The organism is Streptomyces sp. CAI-85, assembly GCF_013363615.1.
GTDB classification, from domain to species: Bacteria; Actinomycetota; Actinomycetes; order Streptomycetales; family Streptomycetaceae; genus Streptomyces; species Streptomyces antibioticus_B.
In genome coordinates, this window is record NZ_JAANNX010000002.1 from 432,142 (window position 1) to 454,935 (window position 22,794).

Genomic DNA, 22,794 nt, shown 5'->3' on the forward strand with positions numbered 1-22,794 from the left:
GTCCATAGTGACGTATTCCCGGGGTTCAGTCCACTGTCACCGGCACGCGGTGACCGACGCCACGTGCCACGGTGCGTCCCCGGGGGCGGGCCGCGAGCCGTGACCGCAGGGCCAGCAGGGTCGCCAGGGCCAGCAGCGTGCCGCCCATCGGGACCAGGAACCCGGAGCCGCCCCAGAGGCGGTCCTCCAGTTGTCCGGCGACGGTCACGGCCGCCGCCTGGCCGAGCGCCACCGCGCCGGTCAGCCAGGTGAACGCCTCGGTCCTGGCCCCGGCCGGGACCAGGCCCTCGACCAGGGTGTAGCCGGTGATCAGCGCGGGCGCGATGCACATGCCGACCAGCAGGCCGAGGCCGGCCAGCACCAGCACCGAGTGCGCGGCCCACAGGCCGGAGGCGGTCACCGCGAGGGCGGCGTAGGCGACGACGAGGCGGTGCTGCGGGGCGGCCCGCCAGGCGATCGCGCCGCAGACCAGGCCGGAGAGCATGTTGCCGGCGGCGAACGTGCCGTACAGGACGCCGTTGAGGCCGGGCTCGCCGATCGACTCGGTGAAGGCGGCCAGCGAGACCTGCATACCGCCGAAGACGGCGCCGATGCCCAGGAACGCCATGATCAGCACGCGCACGCCGGGGATCCGCAGGGCGGAGGCGTGCTCCACGCGCGTGTGCCCGGCGGCGGCGACCGCCGGCTGGGTGCTCTTCTGCGCGGCGAACAGCAGACCGCCGACCAGGGTCAGCGAGGCTTCCGTGACCAGACCGGCGGCCGGGTTCACGGCGGTGCACAGGGCGGTCGCCAGCAGCGGGCCGAGGACGAACGTCAGCTCGTCGGTGACGGACTCGAAGGCCGCGGCGGTGGTCAGCAGGGGCGAGCCCTTCAGCTTCACGCCCCAGCGGGCGCGCACCATGGGCCCGATCTGCGGGACCGAGGCGCCCGTGGGCACGGCCGCCGCGAACAGCGCCCACAGCGGGGCGTGCGCCAGCGCGAGCGCGGTCAGGGTGAGCCCGGACAGCGTGTGCACGAGCACGCCGGGGATCAGTACCGCGCGCTGCCCGTAGCGGTCGGCGAGCCGGCCGCTGTACGGGGCGAACAGCGCCATGGAGACACCGGTGACCGCGGCGGCGGCGCCGGCCGCGCCGTAGGAGCCGGTGGTGTGCTGTACGAGCAGCACGATGGAGAGGGTGAGCATCGCGAACGGCTGGCGGGCGGCGAAGCCGGGGAGCAGGAACGTCCAGGCGCCGCGGGTGCGCAGCAGGTGCCCGTAGCCGGGGCGGGCGGAGGCCGACGAGTCCTTCGACTCCTTCGACGGCTCGGAGGTGACCGTGGATGCCACGGCCCGTGCCTTTCTGCCGCCTGGTAGCGCGGCCCCTGGTGCGGGGCGGGCGCCGAGAGCTGTCCTCTTGCGCGCTGCGGTAGATACCGGCGCCCTCTGGAGGGTGCGTCCCGGCCGCCATACGGTCGCGCCAGCTCTGCGTCAGGCAGAGTTGGTTCGATCAAGGTGCGCCTTCATCGTACAGGGGTGTCGCCGCGCACACCTGTGAAAAGGAGCACCACGGGCGCCCCGGCCTCCGAATGACACCCGTGTGAGCAGCGCGCAATACGCCCTTAACGCGCGTCCCGCCGTACCTCGCGTCCCGCGCGGGTGCTGCCGTTCGTGCCCAGCCAGCCGGCCAGCTTGCCGCCGCGGCCGACGGCGCGCAGCCGTCGTTCGGCCGCGTCCCGGACCGGGTCGGTGGCGACGACGAGGAGTTCGTCGCCGTGCCGCAGCACCGTCGTGGGCATCGGCACGAACGACGTCCCGTCGCGCACCACGAGCGTGACCGCGGACCCGGACGGCATCCGCAGCTCGTTGACCTCGACGCCGTGCATCCGGGAGCCCTCCGGGATCGCGACGGACAGCAGATGCCCGCGCAGCCGCTCCAGGGGCGCCGACTCGATGCCGAGGTCGGTGGCCTCGCTGTCGCCGCCCAGCCGCAGCTTGCCGGCCAGCCAGGGCAGCGTCGGCCCCTGCACCAGGGTGTAGACGACGACGAGGACGAAGACGATGTTGAAGATGCGGCGGCTGGAGTCGACGCCCTGCACCATGGGGATCGTCGCCAGGATGATGGGCACCGCGCCGCGCAGTCCGGCCCAGGACATCAGGGTCTGCTCCTGCCACGGCACCCGGAACGGCGTCAGGCACACCACCACGCTCAGCGGCCGGGCCACCATGGTCAGCACCAGCCCGATGATCAGCGCGGGCCACACGTCGTCGCCCAGTTCGTGCGGGGTGACCAGCAGGCCTAGCAGCACGAACATGCCGATCTGGGCGAGCCAGCCGAGCCCCTCGGCGAACCCGCGCGTGGCGGGCCAGTGCGGCAGCTTGGCGTTGCCCATGACCATCGAGGCGAGGTAGACGGCGAGGAAGCCGCTGCCGTGCGCCATGGCGCCGGACGCGTACGCGGTGACGGCGATCGCCATGACGGCGATCGGGTAGAGGCCGGAGGCGGGCAGCGCCACGTGCCGCAGGCCCCACGAGCCCAGCCAGCCCACCGCGAGCCCGATCGCGGCGCCGATGGCCAGCTCCAGCAGTATCTCGCCGACCAGCACGTACCAGTGCTCCACCGGACCGGAGGCGGAGAAGGCGACGACCAGGATCACGACCGGGGCGTCGTTGAAGCCGGACTCGGCCTCCAGGGTGCCCGTCACGCGCGCGGGCAGCGGGATGCGGCGCAGCACGGAGAACACCGCCGCCGCGTCCGTCGAGGAGACGACCGCGCCGATGATGAGCGCCTGGCGCCACTCGAGCCCGATCAGATAGTGCGCGGCCGTGGCGGTGACGCCCACGCTGACCGCGACCCCGGCCAGGGCCAGCGCGGTGGCGGCCGGCAGGGCCGGCTTGATCTCCTTCCACTTCGTGCCCAGACCGCCCTCGGCGAGGATCACGACGAGGGCCGCGTAGCCGATGACCTGGGTCAGCTCGGCGTTGTCGAACTTGATGTCGCCGATGCCGTCCTGGCCCATGAGGACGCCGATGCCCAGGTACACGAGCAGGCTGGGGAGCCCGCTGCGTGAGGAGATCCGGACCGCGGCGACGGCGAGGAGCAGGACGAGCGAGCAGACGAGCAGCAGTTCGTTGAGGTCGTGGACAGACAGCGGCGGTTCCCTTCCCTGGCGCGCGTTCGTGCCGCGCGCGGGCGCACTTCTCCAGTGGACACGAAGCGGCGGCGCCACGGGTCCAACTACTTCGTTACCTTACCTAACTCTTGACGATTCCTTGACGCTCGGCGCGGCAAGATCGAACATCCTTCCGTGCTGGTTCCCCGGTCCGCGTCAAGTCGCGTGAGGCCCTGCGCCTATGGTTGCTCCAGCACTCCAGGACCGCCTGCCGCTCGCGTTAGGACAGCAAGGACAGCGATGCCCCCCAACACCACCGCCTCAACGGGTGACAAGCCCGGCAAGTCCGGCAGGAAGAAGGGGCGCAAAGCCCGTCTTATCGTGCTTGTGCTGGTGCTGGCCTTGATCGGCGGCATCGCGTTCGGCGCGTACTGGTCGATCAGCACCGTCCGGGCCTCGTTCCCGCAGACGACGGGTTCGATCACGCTCGACGGCCTCTCGGGCCCGGTCGACGTGAAGCGGGACGGCCACGGCATCCCGCAGATCTACGCCTCCTCCGACGAGGACCTCTTCATGGCGCAGGGCTTCGTCCAGGCGCAGGACCGGTTCTACGAGATGGACGTCCGCCGGCACCTGACGTCCGGCCGGCTGTCGGAGATGTTCGGCGCGGACCAGATCGACAACGACGAGTTCCTGCGCACCCTGGGCTGGGAACGCGTCGCGAAGGAGGAGTACGACAAGAAGCTGTCGCCCTCCACCAAGAAGTACCTCCAGGCGTATGCCAAGGGCGTCAACGCCTATCTCGCGGGCAAGGACGCCGAGGAGATCTCCCTGGAGTACGCGGCGCTCGGCTTCGTCAACGACTACAAGCCCGCCGAGTGGACCCCCGTCGACTCGGTGTCCTGGCTGAAGGCGATGGCCTGGGACCTGCGCGGCAACATGCAGGACGAGATCGACCGCGCCCTGATGACCAGCCGACTGGGCCCGCAGCAGATCGAGGACCTCTACCCGGCCTACCCGTACAAGGTCGACGGCGAGCCCAACACGATCGTCCAGGAGGGCGAGTACAGCGCCCTGAACAAGGCGTTCCGGGCGAGCGGCTCGGAGGAGGGCTCCTCGGACGCCACGGGTACCGCGGGCACTGAAGGCGCCACCGGCACCGCGGGCGCCACAGGCGCCACGGACGGGTCTTCCGGCACCGCGGCGGGCTCCGGCACCTCCTCGGACACCTCGGGCCTCCAGGGCCAGCTCGTGGGCCTCTACGACGTCCTCGACGACCTGCCCGCGGCGGTCGGTGTGAACGGCAACGGCATTGGCTCCAACTCCTGGGTCGTCGACGGCGACCACACGATCACCGGCAAGCCGCTGCTGGCCAACGACCCGCACCTGTCGGCGTCGCTGCCCTCGGTCTGGTACCAGATGGGCCTGCACTGCCGCGCGGTCTCCGCCAAGTGCCAGTACGACGTCACCGGCTACACCTTCGCCGGCATGCCCGGCGTGGTCATCGGCCACAACCAGGACATCGCCTGGGGCATGACCAACTCCGGCGCCGACGTCACCGACCTCTACCTGGAGAAGCTCTCCGGCGAGGGCTACCTCTACGACGGCAAGGTGCGGCCCTTCACCACGCGCGAGGAGACCATCGAGGTCGCCGGCGGGGACGCCAAGAAGATCGTCGTCCGGGAGACCCAGGACGGCATGCCCCTGCTGTCCGACCGCAGCAAGGAACTGGTGAAGGTCGGCCAGAAGGCCACCGTCGACAACGCGGCGCCCGACCGGGGCGACGGCTACGGCATCGCCCTGAAGTGGACCGCGCTGGAGGCGGGCACCACCATGGACGCGGTCTTCGCCATGAACCGGGCGAAGGACTGGGACGACTTCCGGGACGCGGCGAAGCAGTTCGACGTGCCGTCGCAGAACCTGGTCTACGCCGACACCGCGGGCAACATCGGCTACCAGCTCCCCGGCCGCATCCCCACGCGCGCGAAGGGCGACACCGGGTCCGTCCCGGTCGCGGGCTGGGAGTCCGAGAACAAGTGGACCGGCTGGATCGGCTTCGACGAGCTGCCCTACGAGTACAACCCGGACCGCGGCTACATCGTCACCGCCAACCAGGCCGTGATCGACCAGGACAAGGTGCCGTACACGCTCACCACGGACTGGGGCTACGGCACCCGCAGCCAGCGGATCACCGAGCTGATCAAGAACAAGCTCAAGGGCGGCGGCAAGATCTCCACCGACGACATGCGGCAGATGCAGACGGACAACAGCAGCGAGATCGCCCAGGTGCTGGTGCCCACCCTGCTGAAGATCGACGTCGACGACCCGGAGGTCCGCGAGGCGCAGGACCTGCTCCAGGGCTGGAACTTCACCCAGGACGCCGACTCGGCCGCGGCCGCCTACTTCAACGCGGTCTGGCGCAACGTCCTGAAGCTGGCCTTCGGCAACAAGCTGCCCAAGGAGCTGCGGGTGGAGGGGCAGTGCCTGCTGGTCGACCCGGCCAACAGCACCAGCCCCGTGGACAACACCCAGAAGGTCCGCGAGTGCGGCCAGCGCGAGCCCGACCAGGCGCAGCCCGACGGCGGCGACCGCTGGTTCCAGGTGGTGCGCAAGCTCATGGACAAGCCGGACAGCGACTGGTGGACCACGCCCGAGTCGGGCACCCGCCAGGGCGCCGACCGCAACCGTGACGACCTGCTCAAGCGCGCCATGATCGACGCCCGCTGGGAGCTGACCGCGGAGCTGGGCAAGGACATCGACACCTGGAGCTGGGGCCGGCTGCACCGCCTGTTCCTGAAGAACCAGACCCTGGGCACCAGCGGCCCCGACTTCATCCAGTACGTCCTCAACCGCGGCCCCTGGAAGCTCGGCGGCGGCGAGGCGGCGGTCGACGCGACCGGCTGGAACGCGGCGGGCGGCTACGGCGTTGTCTGGGTGCCGTCGATGCGGATGGTGGTCAACCTCGCCGACCCCGACAAGTCCAAGTGGATCAACCTGACGGGCGCCTCCGGGCACGCCTTCAGCGCGCACTACACGGACCAGACCGGGAAGTGGGCCAAGGGCGAGCTGCTCGACTGGGCGTTCTCGAAGAAGGCCGTCGAGGAGAGCACCAGCGACACCCTCCTGCTCAAGCCCTGACGCGGCACACGGAAGGGCCCCTCCACACGCGTGTGGAGGGGCCCTTCTTCTTTGCCGGTCACGGCCCGTCAGGCGAAGCGGCGGATCCCCGACGGCGTCACCACGGCCCGCACCGGCCGGTCGTGGGCCTCCGCGGGGACACGGGCGACGACCTCGGTGTCGTAGAGCAGCACCACGAGCGCCGGGCGGGCCCCCGCACCGTCCAGCCGGGCCAGCACCCGGTCGTACGAGCCGCCGCCGCGGCCCAGCCGCATCCCGCGCGCGTCGACCGCGAGTCCGGGCAGGAGCACCACGTCGGCCGCCGTCACGGCGTCCGGGCCGAGCCGCTCGCCGACGGGTTCCAGCAGCTCCATCCGGCCGCCGTGCCGCACGCGCGCGAGCGAGTCCTCGCCGGTGTACGCGCCCCAGTCCAGGTCGTTGTCCGGCAGCAGCGCCGGGAGCAGGACCCGCACGCCCCGCGCGTGCAGCGCGTCCAGCAGGGCGCGGGTGCCGGGCTCGGCGCCCACCGAGACGTACGCCGCCACCGTGCGCGCGTGCGCCAACTCGGGAAGTTCCAGGGCGCGGTCGGCCAGCGCGGCCGCGGTCACCCGCAGGTCGTCCGCCGTCAACCTGTTCCTCACGGCCAGGAACTCTCGCCGCAACATATGTTTGTCAGACTCTGCTCCGGCCCCTCCGTGACGCATCGTCGGCATCCGTTCCACTCCAATCGGTTCATATGAGCACTAATTAACCGGAGCTACAGATTCCGCACAAAGCCACCGGATAAGGTTGCCGGCATGACTCAGTCGCACCCCAGGATCAGCAAGGCTGTCATCCCCGCAGCCGGCCTCGGCACCCGGTTCCTGCCGGCGACCAAGGCCACTCCCAAGGAGATGCTGCCGGTCGTGGACAAGCCCGCGATCCAGTACGTGGTCGAGGAGGCCGTCACCGCCGGCCTCGACGACGTCCTCATGATCACCGGCCGCAACAAGCGCCCCCTCGAGGACCACTTCGACCGCAACTACGAACTCGAGTCGGCCCTCCAGAAGAAGGGCGACGCCCAGCGCCTCGCCAAGGTCCAGGAGTCCAGCGACCTCGCCACCATGCACTACGTGCGCCAGGGCGACCCCAAGGGCCTCGGACACGCCGTCCTGTGCGCCGCCCCGCACGTCGGCCAGGAGCCCTTCGCCGTCCTCCTCGGCGACGACCTCATCGACCCCCGTGACCCGCTGCTCCAGCGCATGATCGAGGTGCGCGAGCAGCACGGCGGCAGCGTCGTCGCGCTCATGGAGGTCGCCCCCGAGCAGATCCACCTCTACGGCTGCGCCGCCGTCGAGACCACCGCCGACGGCGACGTGGTCAAGGTGACCGGCCTGGTGGAGAAGCCCGAACCGGCGGACGCCCCCTCCAACTACGCCATCATCGGACGCTACGTCCTGGACGCGGGCATCTTCGAGGTGCTGCGCAAGACCGAGCCCGGCCGCGGCGGCGAGATCCAGCTCACCGACGCCCTCCAGCAGCTCGCCCAGGACGAGAAGGCGGCCGGCCCGGTGCACGGCGTCGTCTTCAAGGGCCGCCGCTATGACACCGGCGACCGCGGCGACTATCTGCGTGCCATTGTCAGACTCGCGTGCGAACGTGAAGATCTGGGTCCGGACTTCCGGTCCTGGCTTCGCAGTTACGTCACCGAGGAGATGTAGCCACCTTGAGCACCGCGCCCCGCCCGACCGGCCAGGACCACCTCTGGTCGGTGGACGAGCACCTGGAGGACATCCTCGCCACCGTCCGCCCCCTGGAACCCATCGAGCTGCAACTCCCCGACGCCCAGGGCTGCGTCCTGGTCGACGACGTCACGGTGCCGGTCTCCCTGCCGCCGTTCGACAACAGCTCCATGGACGGGTACGCGGTCCGGGTCGCGGACGTCGCGGGCGCGAGCGAGGAGTTCCCGGCGGTCCTGGAGGTCGTCGGGGACGTCGCGGCGGGCCAGTCCGGTCTGCTCAGGGTGGGGCCCGGACAGGCCGCACGGATCATGACCGGCGCCCCGCTGCCGCCCGGCGCCGAGGCCGTCGTCCCCGTCGAGTGGACCGACGGCGGACTGGGCGCGGGCCCGGTCGGCGAGATGCGCGCCCGCAGCCTCGCCCCCGAGCAGGCGTCCGGGCACGTGCGCGTGTACCGGCCCGCCGAGGCACGCGCGCACGTGCGCGCCAAGGGCAGCGACGTGAAGGCCGGCGACCGCGCCCTGGAGGCCGGCACCGTCCTCGGACCGCCCCAGATCGCCCTGCTCGCCGCGATCGGCCGCGGCACGGTCCGGGTCCGCCCGCGCCCGCGCGTGGTCGTCCTGTCCACGGGCAGCGAACTCGTCCAGCCCGGCGAGGAACTGCGCGACGGTCAGATCTACGACTCCAACAGCTTCGCCCTCACCGCCGCCGCCCGGGACGCGGGCGCCATCGCCTACCGGGTGGGCGCCGTCGCCGACGACGCGGAGACCCTGCGCTCCACCATCGAGGACCAGTTGGTCCGCGCCGACCTGCTGGTCACCACCGGCGGGGTCAGCGTCGGCGCCTACGACGTCGTCAAGGAGGCGCTGTCCCATGTCGGCGACGAGGACGAACCCGGCGCCGGCATCGACTTCCGCAAGCTCGCCATGCAGCCCGGCAAGCCCCAGGGGTTCGGCTCCATCGGCCCCGACCACATCCCCCTGCTGGCCCTGCCCGGCAACCCGGTGTCGTCGTACGTCTCCTTCGAGCTGTTCGTGCGCCCCGCCATCCGCACCCTCATGGGCCTCCAGGACGTCCACCGGCCCACCACGCGCGCGAAGCTCACCGCGGACCGCGCCCTGACCTCGCCCAAGGGACGCAGACAGTTCCTGCGCGCCACGCACACCGACGGCACGGTCCGCCCGGTCGGCGGCGCCGGATCGCACCTGGTCGCGGCCCTCGCCCACGCCGACGCGCTGATCGTCGTCCCCGAGGACGTGGAGTCCGTCGCCCCCGGCACGGAGGTCGAGGTCGTCCTCCTCGGCTGAGCCGGCCACCGGTCGGCGGAGGGCACGCGCGCGGGTCCGTCCACAGGACGATCCCGTTCCGCCCGGCGCGCCGACATGGGGGTAGCGTGTCGCGCACAGCAGGCCCCGCGCCGCACGGCGGAGGGCCCGGACCGGGAGCGCCACACCGCATGAGTACGCAGGACCGACTGACGCACATCGACGCCGCGGGCGCCGCCCGGATGGTCGACGTCTCCGGCAAGGACGTCACCGCGCGCACCGCCCGCGCCAGCGGACGCGTCCTGGTGTCGTCCCGGGTGGTCGAGCTGCTGCGCGGCGAGGGCGTCCCCAAGGGCGACGCGCTGGCCACCGCGCGCATCGCGGGCATCATGGGCGCCAAACGCACCCCGGACCTCATCCCGCTCTGCCACCCGCTGTCGGTGTCGGGTGTGAAGCTGGACCTGTCGGTCGCGGACGACGCCGTGGAGATCACCGCCACGGTGAGGACGACCGACCGCACGGGCGTCGAGATGGAGGCGCTCACCGCGGTCTCCGTCGCCGCGCTCACCGTGATCGACATGGTCAAGGCCGTCGACAAGGAAGCGGTGATCACGGACGTGCGGGTGGAGGAGAAGACGGGCGGGAAGTCGGGCGACTGGAGCCGGACATGAGCGGGACGCCGTATCGCGCGCTGGTGGTGACCGCCTCGAACCGGGCCGCCGCCGGTGTCTACGAGGACCGGGGCGGCCCCCTGATCGCGGCCGGTCTGGCCCGCCTCGGCTTCACGGTCGACGGCCCGCGCGTGGTCCCCGACGGCGACCCGGTGGAGGCCGCGCTGCGCGAGGGCGCGGAGAGCGGCTACGACGTGATCGTCACCACCGGCGGCACCGGGATCTCGCCCACCGACCGCACCCCCGAGGCGACCCGCCGGGTCGTCGACCACGAGGTGCCGGGCATCGCCGAGGCCATCCGGGCGTACGGCCGGGACAAGGTGCCGACGGCGGCGCTCTCCCGCGGTCTGGCCGGGGTGGCGCGGCGCACGCTGATCGTCAACCTGCCCGGGTCCACCGGCGGGGTGAAGGACGGTCTGGCCGTCCTGGAGCCCCTGCTGATCCACGCCGTCGACCAGCTCCGGGGCGGCGACCACTCCAGACCCAGTCACGGGGGTGCGAGCTGAACAGCCCGTCCTGGCCCGTCGTGCTCGCGGAGGGCGACATCCTCCTGCGGCCCATAAAGCTGCGCGACCAGCGGCCCTGGCGTGAGGTGAACCGGCGCAACCGGGACTGGCTGCGGCCCTGGGAGGCGACCATCCCGCCGCCCACGCCCAGCGGCCCCATCGCACACCGGCCGACCTACCGTCAGATGGTCCGGCACCTGCGCTCCGAGGCTGGCGCGGGCCGGATGCTGCCGTTCGTCATCGAGTACCAGGGGCGCCTCGTCGGGCAGTTGACGGTCGCCGGGATCACCTGGGGATCGATGTGCTCCGGGCACGTCGGCTACTGGGTGGACCAGTCGGTGGCCGGCCGCGGGGTGATGCCGACGGCCGTCGCACTCGTCGTGGACCACTGCTTCCGCTCGGTCGGACTGCACCGCATCGAGGTCTGCATTCGCCCCGAGAACGGCCCCAGCCGGCGGGTCGTGGAGAAACTCGGATTCCGGGAGGAAGGGCTGCGGCCGCGCTATCTCCACATCGACGGCGCCTGGCGCGACCATCTGGTGTTCGCGCTCACCTCGGAGGAAGTGCCGGAGGGCTTGATGAACCGCTGGCGGCGCACCCGCCCCAGGCAGGAGCACCGCTCCGAGCACGGGAATCCGGCCGGCCCCGGAAATTGAATAAGTGTTCGAAAATGGTGGAGCGCTGATCGAGTCATGACCGACTCGGGGCAATGAATTCGCTCCCTCGGTGGCCCGCTGATCGCATCGATCACAAAAAAAGCTCGAAATATCAGCCAGATCGTGCGACACACCGGCTCAATTGGCGGATGGCCTCACGCAAACCCCTCTACCGTGTGAGACGTGAGCAGCAGCGGCCTCTTCTACGCAGTCATCGTCGGGGCCTGGGCCGCCTACTTGGTGCCGATGTGGCTCCGTAGGCAGGACGAGCTGAACGAGGCCCGTCCGACGGAACGCTTCAGCACCGCCATCCGGCTGCTGTCCGGACGGGCGGGCATGGAGCGCCGGTACGCCAAGGACCTGCGGGCGCGCTCCACCGAGGAGGGGGAGCCCGACGCCGACGCTCCGGACGCCCCCACCGGCTCGGTGGACGTCCGGGCCTTCGCCATGCCCCCGACCAGGCCCCAGCCCAAGGCGACGGTCCAGGAACGGAGCGCCCCGGAGGGCGAGGGCGGCCAGGACCGCGGGGAGCCGCAGGCACCCCGCGAACCGGCACCGGCCCCTTCGCCCGCCCCCGCCCCCGCGGACAGCGCCCCCGCCCCGGCACCCCCGCGGATCCCGGCCGCCCGGCGTACGCCCTCGCCCTCCGCGGAGGCGGCCGCCGCGCGCGCCCAGCGCTCGAAGGTGCTCGCGCGCCGCAGACGCACCACCGTGCTGCTGTTCCTCGCCTTCACGCTCGGCGCGGTCGTCGCGGCGGTCGGGGGGCTCGCCTTCCTCTGGGCGCCGGCCGTGCCGGCCCTGCTGCTCAGCACGTACATCGCGTATCTGCGCACCCAGGAACGCCGCCGCTTCGCCTACCAGATGGACCGCAGGCAGGCCGAGGTCGCCGCGCAGCGGCTGCGGGAGCGCCAGCCGCGCCGCCGCACCCCGTCGTCCCCGCCGTCCGGCGCGGCCGACAACGGTCCGGAGGCCGGCCCAGAGGAGCCGCACGAGGTCCCCGAACCGGAGACCGACCCCGGCCTGCTGGCCCTGGCCGCCGACCGCCGCGCGCTCGTCGAGCAGACCGACCACGCGGAGTGGGTCGACCAGCAGCGCGAACGCCAGCGCCGCCCCGGCCACGGCGACAGTTGGGACCCGGTACCGGTGCCCCTGCCGACGTACGTCACCGCCCCGGTCGCCCCGCGCGCCACGTCCGACGTGGACCTCGGAACCCCGGACGCGTGGAGCTCGGCCCGCTCCAGCGCGGTCACCCGGGACCAGGAGACGCCCGGCGCGGAACCGTCGGACGGCGAGGCCGACCGGAAGGGCGCCGACGCCGCCGACGAGGGCGATGGTGCCGGCGACGGCGACGGTGCCAAGCACAGCGGAGCCCGCCGCGCCGCGTCCGCCCGGCGCGCCCGCGAACGGGGCCGCACACCCCTGTTCGACCAGTACGAGGACGGCGACCGCCCCCGCGCCGCCAACGAGTGACCTGCACCGGGACCCCGAGGAACGGATTACCGAGCACCCCGACGGGGATGCTAGAGTTTCACTCGTTGCAAGGGCCTGTGGCGCAGTCCGGTAGCGCACCTCGTTCGCATCGAGGGGGCCAGGGGTTCAAATCCCCTCAGGTCCACGCAGCATAGAGCCCCGTCGGCGGAAGCCGACGGGGCTCTATCGTGTTTTTCTGCGGCAACTCGCGTGCCGTCACCGCGATGTGGGCGCGGTGACGGCCGGGCAGGCCGGGTCAGGAGTTGAGGGGCTTGGCGTAGCAGCGGCTGGAGTCGTAGGTGCGGTAGTAGCCGAACTTCACGCAGGGTTCGTAGCCGCTGGAGGTGTAGAGGGCGATCGCCTCCGGCTGTTCGGTGCCGGTTTCCAGGACCATGCGGGTGCGGCCGGCCGTGCGGGCGTCGTCCTCCAGGGCGAGCAGCATCCGGCGGGCGAGGCCCCGGCCGCGCATGTCGCGGATCACGAACATGCGCTTCAGCTCGGCGTCGCCGTCCTGGTTGCCCTCGCCGTTCGCGTCCTGGCTGCGCCAGCCGCCGGTGGCCACGGGGCGGTCCGTGGCGTCGTAGGCGATGAGGTACACGCCGCGCGGCGGCTCGAAGTCGGCGGGCTTCAGGACCGTGGCGTCGCCGCCGTCGCCGTAGCGCTCGTGGTACTCGGCCTGGACCTCGTCGTTGAGCTTGACGGCGTCGGGGTGGTCGAAGGGCACCCGGCGTATGTGCGTGTCGTTCACAGTAGATGTATACACAATCGGCCGGTATCGTGCCCGGGTGCTGACCGTGACCTCCGTGAACGTGAATGGGTTGCGCGCCGCCGCGAAGAAGGGCTTCGTGGAGTGGCTCGCCGGGACCTCCGCCGATGTGCTGTGCCTCCAGGAGGTGCGCGCCGAGGCGAAGCAACTGCCCGACGGGGTAAGGGCACCCGAGGGCTGGTTCGTCACCCACGCCCCCGCCGCCGCCAAGGGCCGGGCCGGTGTCTCCCTCTACAGCCGCCGTGAGCCGGACGCCGTCCGGATCGGGTTCGGCTCCACCGAGTTCGACGCCAGTGGCCGGTACGTCGAGGCCGATCTGCCCGGTGTGACGATCGCCTCCCTCTATCTTCCGTCCGGCGAGGTCGGCACCCCCCGGCAGGACGAGAAGGACCGGTTCATGACCGAGTTCCTCGCCTACCTCAAGGACCTGCGCGAGCGCGCCGCCGCCGACGGCCGCGAGGTCCTGGTCTGCGGTGACTGGAACATCGCCCACCAGCAGGCCGACCTCAAGAACTGGCGCTCCAACACCAAGAACTCCGGCTTCCTGCCCGTCGAGCGCGACTGGCTCACCCAAGTCCTCACCCCGCAGGACGGCGGCTACGTCGATGTCGTCCGTGCTCTCCACCCGGACGTGGCCGGACCGTACACCTGGTGGTCGTACCGGGGGCGGGCCTTCGACAACGACTCCGGCTGGCGCATCGACTACCACGTCTCGACGCCCGGGCTCGCGGCCAAGGCCGTCAAGGCGACCGTGGAGCGCGCCGCCACCCACCCCGAGCGCTGGTCGGACCACGCGCCGGTGACCGTCGTCTACGACCTCTGAGACCCCGGAGACGCCCCGTCCTCCGCCTTGCGCAGGCGGCGGTCCAGGGCCAGGGAGAGTTCCGCCTCGACCACGCTGCGGGCCAGGGGGCGCAGGCGGGGGAGGGAGGGTTCGCCGGCGTGGCGGAGGACCAGGGTGGTGAAGAGTTCGGCGAGGGCGTCGGCGTGTTCGCGGACCCGTTTCCCCGCGGCGAGGACGTCCGCGAGCGGGATGCCCTCCTGGACCAGGGCGGCCGAGACGTCCAGCAGACGCCGGCTGATGTGGACGATCTCGTCGCCGTCGGTGCCCAGATAGCCGAGGTCGAGGGCGGCGGCGAGGTTCTCCGTCGTGACCTGGCCCTCGAAGCGGGCGGCGAGTTCCTCGGGGGTGAGCCGGACCGGCTCCTCCTCGCTGGGTCCGTCGACGCCGAGCAGGTCGGCGACGTCCCGGCCGTGGTCGAGGGCGTCGGCGAGTTCGGCGATGCCGTTGAGGGTGTGGCCGCGTTCCAGCAGGGCGGCGATGGTGTGCAGCCGGGCCAGATGGCTGTCGTCGTACCAGGCGATACGGCCCTCCCGGCGCGGCGGCCGGATCAGCTTGCGCTCGCGGTAGAAGCGCAGGGTGCGCACACTGATCCCGGCCCGCTCGGCCAGTTCCTCCATGCGGTACTCACGCTTGTCTGCCACGCGCGAAGCCTATGTTGTACCGCGGGTACCCGCGGCGGCAGCCGCTGATGTGAATTGCTTTCTTCCGGCCCCTACCGCTCGGTACGGAGCTGCTCTACAGTCCAACTGCGCCAGTGTTCACTGGCAGAGTCGCACCGGGAGGTGACGGGATGGCCGAACACGTACGCGTGGCGGTGATCGGATCCGGGTTCGGCGGGCTGGGAGCCGCCGTACGGCTGCGCCGGGAGGGGATCACCGACTTCGTCGTGCTGGAGCGCGCCGACAGCGTCGGCGGCACCTGGCGGGACAACAGCTATCCGGGGTGCGCCTGTGACGTGCCCTCGCATCTGTACTCCTTCTCCTTCGCGCCCAATCCGGACTGGCCGCGCACCTTCTCCGGGCAGGAGCACATCCGCGCCTATCTGGAGCACGTCACGGACACCTTCGGGCTGCGGCCGCATCTGCGGCTGGGCGCCGAGGTGCGGCGGATGACCTGGGACGCCCAGGAACTGCGCTGGGACATCGAGACGAGCGCGGGACGGTACTCCGCCGACGTCGTCGTCTCCGCGACCGGCCCGCTGTCCGACCCGAAGGTGCCCGAGGTGCCGGGTCTGGACTCCTTCCCCGGCAAGGTCTTCCACTCGGCCCGCTGGGACCACGACCACGACCTCACCGGGCAGCGCGTCGCCATGATCGGCACCGGCGCCTCCGCCATCCAGATCGTGCCCGCCATCCAGCCGAAGGCCGGCCGGCTCACCCTCTTCCAGCGCACCCCGCCCTGGGTGATGCCGCGCGTCGACCGGGCCATCTCCGGCGCCGAGCGCGCGCTGCACCGGGCGCTGCCGCTGACCACCCAGCTCCGCCGCGGGCTGCTCTGGGGCATCCGTGAACTCCAGGTGCAGGCGTTCACCAAGCACCCCAACCAGCTCGGCCTGGTCGAGAAGCTCGCCAAGCAGAACATGGCCCGGTCGATCAAGGACCCGGACCTGCGCGCCAAGCTCACCCCGGACTACCGCATCGGCTGCAAGCGGATCCTGCTCTCCAGCACCTACTATCCGGCGCTCACCCAGCCCAATGTGGACGTCGTCGCCAGCGGGCTGAGCGAGGTCCGCGGGTCCACGCTGATCGCCGCCGACGGCACCGAGACCGAGGCCGACGTGATCGTCTTCGGCACGGGCTTCCATGTCACCGACATGCCGATCGCCGAGCGGGTCGTGGGCGCCGACGGGCGGACCCTCGCGGAGAGCTGGAAGGACGGGATGGAGGCCCTGCGCGGCGCCGCCGCGTCCGGGTTCCCCAACTGGATGACGATCATCGGGCCCAACACCGGCCTCGGGAACTCCTCCATGATCCTGATGATCGAGTCCCAGCTCAACTACATGGCCGACTATCTGCGCCAGTTGGACGTCCTCGGAGGCCGCGCCGCCCTCGACGCCCGCCCGAGCGCGGTGCACGCCTGGAACCGGCGGGTGCAGGACCGGATGAAGCGCACGGTGTGGAACACCGGCGGCTGCACGAGCTGGTACCTGGACGCGAGCGGCCGCAACACCACCATCTGGCCCGGTACGACAGGGGAGTTCCGGCGCGCGACCCGCCGGGTGGATCTCGCGGAGTACGAGGTGCTGCGCGCGCCCGCCGCGAACTCCGAAGGCGAGAAGGCGAAGAAGGACGACAAGGACGAGGTGACCGCGTGAGCCGCGAGCTGACCGCCGTCTCCGCCGACGGCACCCGGCTGCACGTCGAGGTGCACGGCCCCGACGGCGCCCCGGCCGTCGTCCTCGCCCACGGCTGGACCTGCTCCACCGCCTTCTGGGCCGCGCAGATCCGCGACCTGGCCGTCGACCACCGGGTCATCGCCTACGACCAGCGCGGCCACGGACGGACCGAGCCCAGCCCGGTGTGCAGCACCGACGTGCTCGCCGACGACCTGGAGGCGGTGCTCGCCGCGACCCTCGCGCCCGGCGAGAAGGCGGTGATCGCCGGTCACTCGATGGGCGGGATGACCGTGCTCGCGGCGGCCCGCAGGGACCGTTTCCGCGCGCACGCGGCCGCCGTCCTGCTGTGCAGCACCGGTGCCTCACGGCTGGTCGACGAGTCCACCGTCGTACCACTGCGGGCCGGGCGGCTGCGGACCTGGCTGACCGGGCACGTCCTCGGGTCCAAGGCGCCCCTCGGACCGGTCACGCCGGTCGCCAAGAAGATCCTCAAGTACGCCACGATGGGCGCCGGTTCGGCCCCGCACATGGTGGAGGCGTGCGCCCGGATCGTGCACGCCTGCCCGCGCCGGGTGCGCCACGCCTGGTCGCAGGTGCTGAGCACGCTCGATCTCGACGACGCCGTACGGGAGTTGACGGTGCCGACGGCCGTGATCGTCGGCTCCGGCGACCGGATGACCCCGCCGGTGCACGCCCGGCGGATCGCCGACGCGCTGCCGGCCGGACTCGGCCTGACCGAACTGCCGGGCCTCGGCCATATGACCCCGGTCGAGGCGCCCGAGCTGGTCAGCGGGCGGATACGGACCCTCGTCACCACGTACACGCAGTTGAAGGAGGGCGCATGAGCAGGGTGAGCCTGGAGGGACAGGTCGTCGTCGTCACGGGCGCGGCGCGGGGCGTCGGCGAGCTGCTCGCCCGCAAGCTGTCCGCGCGCGGCGCGACGATCGCGCTGGTCGGCCTGGAGCCGGACCTCCTCAAGGAGGTCTCCGAGCGGCTGCACGGGGAGAGCGGCCACTGGTACGCCGACGTCACCGACCACGAGGCGATGGCCCGGGTCGCGGCGGAGGTGAAGGAGCGCTTCGGCAAGGTGGACGCCGTCGTCGCCAACGCGGGCGTGGCGAGCGGCGGGCCCTTCGTGGACTCCGATCCGCTGGCCTGGCGGCGGGTGATCGAGGTCAACCTCATCGGCTCGGCGGTGACGGCCCGCGCCTTCCTGCCGCTGCTGATGGAGAGCCGCGGCTATCTGCTCCAGATCGCCTCGCTGGCCGCGATCACCCCGGCGCCGATGATGACGGCGTACTGCGCCTCCAAGTCGGGCGTCGAGGCGTACGCGCACAGTCTGCGCGCCGAGGTCGGGCACCGGGGGGTGCGGGTCGGCGTCGGGTATCTGTCCTGGACCGACACGGACATGGTGCGCGGGGCCGATCAGGAGGACGTCATGCGTGAGTTGCGGCAGCGGCTGCCGTGGCCGTCGAACAAGACGTATCCGCTGGGTCCGGCCGTCGACCGGATCGTGGCCGGTATCGAGCGGCGCTCCTCGCATGTGTACGGGCAGTGGTGGCTGCGCGGGATGCAGGGGGTGCGCGGATATCTGCCGGGGCTCATCGGGACGGTGGGGCAGCGGGAGATGAAGCGGTTCGCGCCCCGGCTGGCGGGCATGCGGACCGGGCTGGTCGGGGCGGGCGGGGCGGCGGACGAGGAGGCCCGCGAGGAGGCCCGCGCTACGCAGCGTAGTTGATCGACATGCGCTCCGTGTCCGCCCGTGTGAATCTGGTCGAGGCCCCGGCAAGGGGCCTCAACCCCCCTCATCTCCCACAGGAGTGAACCCACATGGGTACGAAGGACAAGTTCAAGGACCAGTCCGAGCAGTGGCAGCAGCAGGCCAAGCAGAAGGCCCAGCAGGCCAAGGAGCAGGTCCAGCAGCGTGGTCGTCGTCATGAGACGGACGCGGAGTCCGAGCGGATGCGGCGCGAGGACGAGGATCGTCTGACGCGGGACGAGGTCTGACCGACGTCGCACGCGTGATGCAGGGTGCCCTTCCCCTTCGGGGGGAGGGCGCCTTGCGTTGTGCGGTGCGGTGCGGTGCGGTGCGTTGTCGGGTGCGGGTGCGTGGGGGCTGGTCGCGCAGTTCCCCGCGCCCCTAAAGGCACACAGCTCCCGGCGTCTCTGAAAGACGTCAGTTCCACGCGCCCCGAAAAGCACACAGCTCCCGGCGTCTCTGAAAGCGCCAGCTCCCCGCGCCCCTGAAGAACACAGCTCCCGCGTCTCAAGAACCTTGCCGGGGTGGGAGTTTCGGGCGGGAGCGGTTGGGGGCCGTGCTGTAGTCCGGGGGGGATGCCGGGGGGTTCGTGGTGAGGAGGTCCAGGGCCAGGCGGATCGCGTCGTCCATCTGGGCGTGGCGGCCCTCGGCCCAGTCGAGCGGGGTGCGCAGGACCTCCAGGTCGGGGATGACGCCGCGGTTCTCGACGGACCAGCCGTACGCGTCGAACCAGGCCGCGTTCATCGGTACGGTGATCACCGTACCGTCGCCGAGCTGGTGGCGGCCGGTCATGCCGACCACTCCGCCCCAGGTGCGCTGGCCGACCACGGGGCCGAGGTCCAGCAGTTTGAAGGCCGCGGTGATCATGTCGCCGTCGGAGGAGGTCGCCTCGTCGGCGAGCGCGACCACCGGGCCGCGGGGGGCGTTGGAGGCGTACGACACCGGCTGGGCGTTGCGGGTGAGGTCCCAGCCCAGGATGGTGCGGGTCAGCTTCTCCACGACCAGTTCGCTGATGTGGCCGCCGGCGTTGCCGCGCACATCCACGATGAGCGCGGGCCGGGACACCTCCATGCGCAGATCGCGGTTGAACTGGGCCCAGCCGGAGCCGCCCAGGTCGGGGATGTGCAGATAGCCGCACTTGCCGCCGCTCAACTCCCGTACCACCGCGCGCCGTTTGGCCACCCAGTCCTGGTAGCGCAGGGGGCGTTCGTCGATCAGCGGGACGACCGCCACCCGGCGGGAGCGGCCCGCCTCGCCCTCGGCGGGGGTGAACGTCAGCTCCACCGTCGTACCGCCCGCCCCGGCCAGCAGCGGGTAGGGGCCGGTCACGGGGTCCACGGGGCGGCCGTCGACATGGGTGAGCACCGCGCCCTCGCGGATGCCGGTGCCGGCCAGCGGTGAACGGGCCTTGGAGTCGGAGGAGTCGCCGGGCAGGATCCGCCGCACGGTCCAACCGCCGTCCCGCAGCACGAGGTTGGCGCCCAGCAGGCCCTGGCGGCGCTGGTAGTGGGGTGGTCCCTCGTTGCGGCGGGCGGGGGTGACGTAGGCGTGGGAGGTGCCCAGTTCGCCCAGCACCTCGCGCAGCAGATCGGCGAACTCGTCGGGGGAGGCGACCCGTTCGACCAGCGGGCGGTACTGGTCGAGGACCGCGTCCCAGTCGATCCCGCACATTCCGGGGTCCCAGAAGTAGGCGCGGGTCAGCCGCCCGGCCTCGTCGTAGGACTGGCGCCACTCTGCGCCCGGGTCGACCTCGTGGAGGATGCGGCGCAGGTCGATCCAGACGGTCGAGTCGAGGTCCCCGGACTCGGTGGACGGCACGGCCCGCAGCTCGCCCTCGTCGACCACGACCAGCCGGGTGCCGTCGCCGCTGACCGCGAACCAGTCGAGGTCGCCGACGAGTTCGGACCGTTTCGCCTTGCTGATGTTGAAGTACTCCAGGGTCGGACGGCCGCTGGTGTCGTCAGGGTTGGCGAAGGTCTCGCCGAGCGCGCCGGAGATCGGCCAGCGCAGCCACACCAGTCCGCCGCCGGCCACCGGGTACAGCGCCGAGTACTTGGACGCGGAGACGGGGAACGGCGTCACCCGGCTCTCCAGCCCCTCGACCTCGACGGTGACCGTGCCGTCGGCGCCGTTCTCGTCCTCGGTGGGGTCCAGGCCCCCGGCGGCGGGACGGCCCTCCGGGGTGAGCGCGAAGGGGGAGGGGGTCGCGGAGGACAGCGGCACGAGGTAGGGGCGGCAGCCGAGCGGGAAGGAGAGGTCGCCGGTGTGGACGTCGTAGACCGGGTCGAAGCCGCGCCAGGAGAGGAAGGCGAGATAGCGGCCGTCGCGGGTGAAGACGGGGTTCTCGTCCTCGAACCGGCCATTGGTCACGTCGACGATCAGGCGGTCCTTGATGCGGGCCATCTTGATCTGCCGCAGCGAGCGCCCGATCCCCGGGTGCGACCAGGTCAGCCAGGCCCCGTCCGGGGAGAACGCCAGGTCCCGGACGGGCCCGTTGACCGAGGCGATCAGCTCGGTCACCTCCCCGTTGGAGTCCTCGGTCGCGTCGATGAGGAGGAGCCGGCCGTCGTGCGCGGCGATGGCGAGCCGTTCGCCCTCGGGGTCGGAGATCATCTCCAGCACCCGGCCCAGTTCGCCGGAGGCCAGCCGGCGGGGCGGGCGGTCACCGGTGGCCCGGGGCAGATAGGCGATCTCGACGGCGTCCTCGCCCTCGGCGTCCGTGACGTAGGCGACCTGGCCGCCGGAGCCGAGCATCTCGGGCAGCCGGACCCGGACGCCGGGGGTGTCGGTGATGGTCCGGGCGGGGCCGTCGCGGTGGGTGAGCCAGTACAGACTGCCGCGGACGATCACGGCACTGGCCCGGCCGGTCTCGTCGACGGAGATGCCGTCCACGTGCTGGGCGGCCGGGATCTGGTAGGGCCGCCGCCCGGCCCGCGGTCCGCTCAGCCGCACGTCGAGCCGGCGCGGCTCGGAGCCGGCCGTGAGGTCGTCGACGATCCACAGGTCGCCGGCGCACTGGTAGACGATCCGGGTGCCGTCGGTGGAGGCGTGCCGGGCGTAGAACGCGTCGTGGTCGGTGTGCCGGCGCAGGTCGGTGCCGTCGTAGGCGCAGGAGTAGAGGTTGCCGACGCCCTCGTGGTCGGAGAGGAACGCGACCCGGCCGCCGGCCAGCAGCGGGCAGGCGAGATGGCCGTCGAGGTCGGGCAGCAGCCGCTGTCCGTGCAGCCAGAGCCGGCCCATGGCGCCGCCCCGGTAACGCTTCCAGGCGGCGGGTTCGTGCGGGGGTGTGCCGGTGAGCAGCAGGGTGCGGTGCTCGCCGTCGAGGTCCGCGGTCTGGAGGTCGGTGACCGGGCCCCAGGGCAGTTTGCGGCCGGGGGAGCCGTCGGTGGGGAGCTTGTAGGCCCAGGTGAAGTAGGAGAAGGGCTCGCCCTGGGAGGTGACGGCCAGGATGTCGCTGTGGCCGTCGGCGTCGGGGGGCGTCCAGCCGCAGACCTGGGTGTCGGTGCTGCCCCAGTAGGTCAGCCGCCGCCCTGGGCCGCCGTCGACCGGGGTCAGATGGATCTCGGGGACGAGACTGTGCCAGGTCGTGTAGGCGATCCGGCTGCCGTCGGGCGAGAAGCGGGGGTGTCCGGCCTTGGTGCGGTCGACGGTGAGCCGCCAGGCGCGGCCGGGGCCGTCGAGGGGGGCCAGCCAGAGATCGTCCTCGGCCACGAAGCAGAGCAGGTCACCGTTGATGTGGGGCAGACGCAGATAGCTCACCTCCCCATGCTTTTCCGGTGACTGGGGCCGGGCAACTCGTGCCGCGCCGGTGCGCCGTCCCGGGCGCCTTCTTATGTGCTCTTCACAGAAGTGAGCCAGCACACGTACGAAACGGTTTCGTTTCGTTGAGGCGAGGGGTATCTTCATGGAGTACGCAACACCGAGACGCCGGACCGGCGGAGCAGGAAGGGTGAGGGGCATGACTGAGACCACGACGGTGCGTCGCAGTCGCATCACGCCCGAGCGTGAGGCCGAGCTGTACGCGGCCGTGCTCGACCTGCTGCGCGAGGTCGGCTACGACGCCCTGACCATGGACGCCGTCGCCGCCCGCACCCGATCCAGCAAGGCCACGCTCTACCGCCAGTGGGGCGGCAAGGCCGAACTGGTCGTGAAGGCGCTCAGACACAGCAAGCCGGACCACTCCGACCTGATCGACACCGGCTCCCTCCGCGGTGACCTGCACGCCCTGGTGATGCTCGAGGACGACTGCACCATCGAGCAGAACTCCGCGCTGATGCGGGGTGTCGCCATGGCGATGCACAACAACCCCGATCTACGCCAGGCGTTCCGGGCGCAGCTCGTGGAGCCCGAGATGAACGGGTTCCACCAGGTGGTCCAGCGCGCCGTCGACCGGGGCGAGGTCCGCCCGGACTGTCCGGCCCTGGAGTTCCTGCTGCACATGATGGTCGGTGGCTTCGCCACCCGGGCGCTGCTGGACGACCAGCCGCCGACCCAGGCCTTCATGCGTTCGTACATCGACGCCGTGGTCCTCCCCGCCCTCGGCGCCCCCACCTCCTGATCCACCCGACCGTCCCCGCGGTCCGCCCTTCCTGACGTC

At 71.8% G+C, this 22,794-nt stretch carries 19 protein-coding genes and 1 tRNA gene; 14 read left to right on the forward strand and 6 right to left on the reverse strand.

Going from position 1 to position 22,794, the window contains the following annotated elements; all coding sequences use genetic code 11:
* Positions 1 to 25 precede the first annotated feature (25 nt).
* Positions 26 to 1,327 carry an MFS transporter gene (locus G6W55_RS04975; RefSeq protein WP_175519518.1) on the reverse strand — a complete coding sequence of 434 codons (1,302 nt, stop codon included), beginning with the start codon at positions 1,325 to 1,327 and terminating at the stop codon, positions 26 to 28.
* 272 nt (positions 1,328 to 1,599) lie between these two features.
* Positions 1,600 to 3,207, reverse strand: a complete 1,608-nt coding sequence (locus G6W55_RS04980; RefSeq protein WP_175519519.1) for a potassium/proton antiporter — start codon at positions 3,205 to 3,207, stop codon at positions 1,600 to 1,602.
* 183 nt (positions 3,208 to 3,390) lie between these two features.
* Between G6W55_RS04980 and G6W55_RS04985 the strand changes: the two genes are divergently transcribed.
* A complete protein-coding gene (locus G6W55_RS04985; protein ID WP_175519520.1) occupies positions 3,391 to 6,228 on the forward strand; it encodes a penicillin acylase family protein in 2,838 nt (945 codons plus the stop codon).
* A 68-nt stretch (positions 6,229 to 6,296) separates the two neighbouring features.
* Here the strand turns inward: G6W55_RS04985 and G6W55_RS04990 are convergent, their stop codons facing one another.
* On the reverse strand, positions 6,297 to 6,911 hold the full coding sequence (locus G6W55_RS04990) for a 5-formyltetrahydrofolate cyclo-ligase (protein ID WP_375372433.1): 615 nt from the start codon (positions 6,909 to 6,911) through the stop codon (positions 6,297 to 6,299).
* A gap of 93 nt (positions 6,912 to 7,004) precedes the next feature.
* Between G6W55_RS04990 and galU the strand changes: the two genes are divergently transcribed.
* The 7 genes from galU (at position 7,005) to G6W55_RS05025 (ending at position 12,638) form a co-directional block, all read left to right on the forward strand.
* Positions 7,005 to 7,907, forward strand: a complete 903-nt coding sequence (gene galU, locus G6W55_RS04995; protein WP_030792362.1) for a UTP--glucose-1-phosphate uridylyltransferase GalU — start codon at positions 7,005 to 7,007, stop codon at positions 7,905 to 7,907.
* 5 nt (positions 7,908 to 7,912) lie between these two features.
* Positions 7,913 to 9,232, forward strand: a complete 1,320-nt coding sequence (gene glp, locus G6W55_RS05000) for a gephyrin-like molybdotransferase Glp (RefSeq protein WP_175519522.1) — start codon at positions 7,913 to 7,915, stop codon at positions 9,230 to 9,232.
* 149 nt (positions 9,233 to 9,381) lie between these two features.
* Complete coding sequence (gene moaC, locus G6W55_RS05005; protein ID WP_175519523.1) at positions 9,382 to 9,861, forward strand: cyclic pyranopterin monophosphate synthase MoaC; 480 nt, start codon at positions 9,382 to 9,384, stop codon at positions 9,859 to 9,861.
* Positions 9,858 to 10,367 carry a molybdenum cofactor biosynthesis protein B gene (locus tag G6W55_RS05010; protein WP_175519524.1) on the forward strand — a complete coding sequence of 170 codons (510 nt, stop codon included), beginning with the start codon at positions 9,858 to 9,860 and terminating at the stop codon, positions 10,365 to 10,367. Before moaC ends, G6W55_RS05010 begins: the two co-directional genes overlap by 4 nt.
* Positions 10,368 to 10,387: 20 nt before the next feature.
* The gene (locus G6W55_RS05015; protein ID WP_175519525.1) at positions 10,388 to 11,023 is read left to right on the forward strand and encodes a GNAT family N-acetyltransferase; all 636 of its coding nucleotides are present in this window, start codon (positions 10,388 to 10,390) and stop codon (positions 11,021 to 11,023) included.
* Positions 11,024 to 11,206: 183 nt separating this feature from the next.
* On the forward strand, positions 11,207 to 12,493 hold the full coding sequence (glpR, locus tag G6W55_RS05020; RefSeq protein WP_175519526.1) for a gephyrin-like molybdotransferase receptor GlpR: 1,287 nt from the start codon (positions 11,207 to 11,209) through the stop codon (positions 12,491 to 12,493).
* A gap of 71 nt (positions 12,494 to 12,564) precedes the next feature.
* Positions 12,565 to 12,638 (forward strand) — tRNA-Ala (locus G6W55_RS05025).
* Between the two features lie 111 nt (positions 12,639 to 12,749).
* Here the strand turns inward: G6W55_RS05025 and G6W55_RS05030 are convergent.
* Complete coding sequence (locus tag G6W55_RS05030) at positions 12,750 to 13,241, reverse strand: GNAT family N-acetyltransferase (protein ID WP_175519527.1); 492 nt, start codon at positions 13,239 to 13,241, stop codon at positions 12,750 to 12,752.
* Between G6W55_RS05030 and G6W55_RS05035 the strand changes: the two genes are divergently transcribed.
* Entirely contained in the window at positions 13,225 to 14,082 is an 858-nt protein-coding gene (locus G6W55_RS05035) for an exodeoxyribonuclease III (RefSeq protein ID WP_217686496.1), read from the forward strand. The genes G6W55_RS05030 and G6W55_RS05035 overlap by 17 nt on opposite strands.
* On the opposite strand, the gene G6W55_RS05040 is transcribed toward G6W55_RS05035, so the two are convergent.
* The gene (locus G6W55_RS05040; protein ID WP_175519659.1) at positions 14,070 to 14,720 is read right to left on the reverse strand and encodes a MerR family transcriptional regulator; all 651 of its coding nucleotides are present in this window, start codon (positions 14,718 to 14,720) and stop codon (positions 14,070 to 14,072) included. The genes G6W55_RS05035 and G6W55_RS05040 overlap by 13 nt on opposite strands.
* Positions 14,721 to 14,893: 173 nt before the next feature.
* Between G6W55_RS05040 and G6W55_RS05045 the strand changes: the two genes are divergently transcribed.
* From G6W55_RS05045 to G6W55_RS05060, 4 genes are all read left to right on the forward strand, one after another.
* Complete coding sequence (locus tag G6W55_RS05045; RefSeq protein ID WP_175519528.1) at positions 14,894 to 16,417, forward strand: NAD(P)/FAD-dependent oxidoreductase; 1,524 nt, start codon at positions 14,894 to 14,896, stop codon at positions 16,415 to 16,417.
* The gene (locus G6W55_RS05050; RefSeq protein ID WP_175519529.1) at positions 16,414 to 17,283 is read left to right on the forward strand and encodes an alpha/beta fold hydrolase; all 870 of its coding nucleotides are present in this window, start codon (positions 16,414 to 16,416) and stop codon (positions 17,281 to 17,283) included. Before G6W55_RS05045 ends, G6W55_RS05050 begins: the two co-directional genes overlap by 4 nt.
* Positions 17,280 to 18,176: an SDR family oxidoreductase gene (locus tag G6W55_RS05055; protein WP_175519530.1), complete on the forward strand. Its 897-nt coding sequence runs from the start codon at positions 17,280 to 17,282 to the stop codon at positions 18,174 to 18,176. The genes G6W55_RS05050 and G6W55_RS05055 overlap by 4 nt, the downstream gene beginning before the upstream one ends.
* A 92-nt stretch (positions 18,177 to 18,268) precedes the next feature.
* Entirely contained in the window at positions 18,269 to 18,445 is a 177-nt protein-coding gene (locus G6W55_RS05060; RefSeq protein WP_167797200.1) for a hypothetical protein, read from the forward strand.
* A 259-nt stretch (positions 18,446 to 18,704) separates the two neighbouring features.
* On the opposite strand, the gene G6W55_RS05065 is transcribed toward G6W55_RS05060, so the two are convergent.
* Positions 18,705 to 21,956, reverse strand: coding sequence for a S41 family peptidase (locus G6W55_RS05065; RefSeq protein WP_175519531.1), 3,252 nt, complete (start codon positions 21,954 to 21,956; stop codon positions 18,705 to 18,707).
* Positions 21,957 to 22,155: 199 nt separating this feature from the next.
* Between G6W55_RS05065 and G6W55_RS05070 the strand changes: the two genes are divergently transcribed.
* Positions 22,156 to 22,755: a TetR/AcrR family transcriptional regulator gene (locus G6W55_RS05070; protein ID WP_175519532.1), complete on the forward strand. Its 600-nt coding sequence runs from the start codon at positions 22,156 to 22,158 to the stop codon at positions 22,753 to 22,755.
* The last annotated feature ends 39 nt before the right edge of the window (positions 22,756 to 22,794 follow it).

Excerpts from the sequence above, each read along its gene's own strand:
- G6W55_RS04985 (WP_175519520.1), top strand. The coding sequence starts at position 3,391 with ATGCCCCCCAACACCACCGCCTCAACGGGTGACAAGCCCGGCAAGTCC.
- G6W55_RS04990 (WP_375372433.1), bottom strand. The coding sequence starts at position 6,911 with ATGCGTCACGGAGGGGCCGGAGCAGAGTCTGACAAACATATGTTGCGG.
- galU (WP_030792362.1), top strand. The coding sequence starts at position 7,005 with ATGACTCAGTCGCACCCCAGGATCAGCAAGGCTGTCATCCCCGCAGCC.
- moaC (WP_175519523.1), top strand. The coding sequence starts at position 9,382 with ATGAGTACGCAGGACCGACTGACGCACATCGACGCCGCGGGCGCCGCC.
- G6W55_RS05010 (WP_175519524.1), top strand. The coding sequence starts at position 9,858 with ATGAGCGGGACGCCGTATCGCGCGCTGGTGGTGACCGCCTCGAACCGG.
- G6W55_RS05035 (WP_217686496.1), top strand. The coding sequence starts at position 13,225 with ATGTGCGTGTCGTTCACAGTAGATGTATACACAATCGGCCGGTATCGT.
- G6W55_RS05040 (WP_175519659.1), bottom strand. The coding sequence starts at position 14,720 with ATGGAGGAACTGGCCGAGCGGGCCGGGATCAGTGTGCGCACCCTGCGC.
- G6W55_RS05045 (WP_175519528.1), top strand. The coding sequence starts at position 14,894 with ATGGCCGAACACGTACGCGTGGCGGTGATCGGATCCGGGTTCGGCGGG.
- G6W55_RS05055 (WP_175519530.1), top strand. The coding sequence starts at position 17,280 with ATGAGCAGGGTGAGCCTGGAGGGACAGGTCGTCGTCGTCACGGGCGCG.
- G6W55_RS05060 (WP_167797200.1), top strand. The coding sequence starts at position 18,269 with ATGGGTACGAAGGACAAGTTCAAGGACCAGTCCGAGCAGTGGCAGCAG.
- G6W55_RS05070 (WP_175519532.1), top strand. The coding sequence starts at position 22,156 with ATGACTGAGACCACGACGGTGCGTCGCAGTCGCATCACGCCCGAGCGT.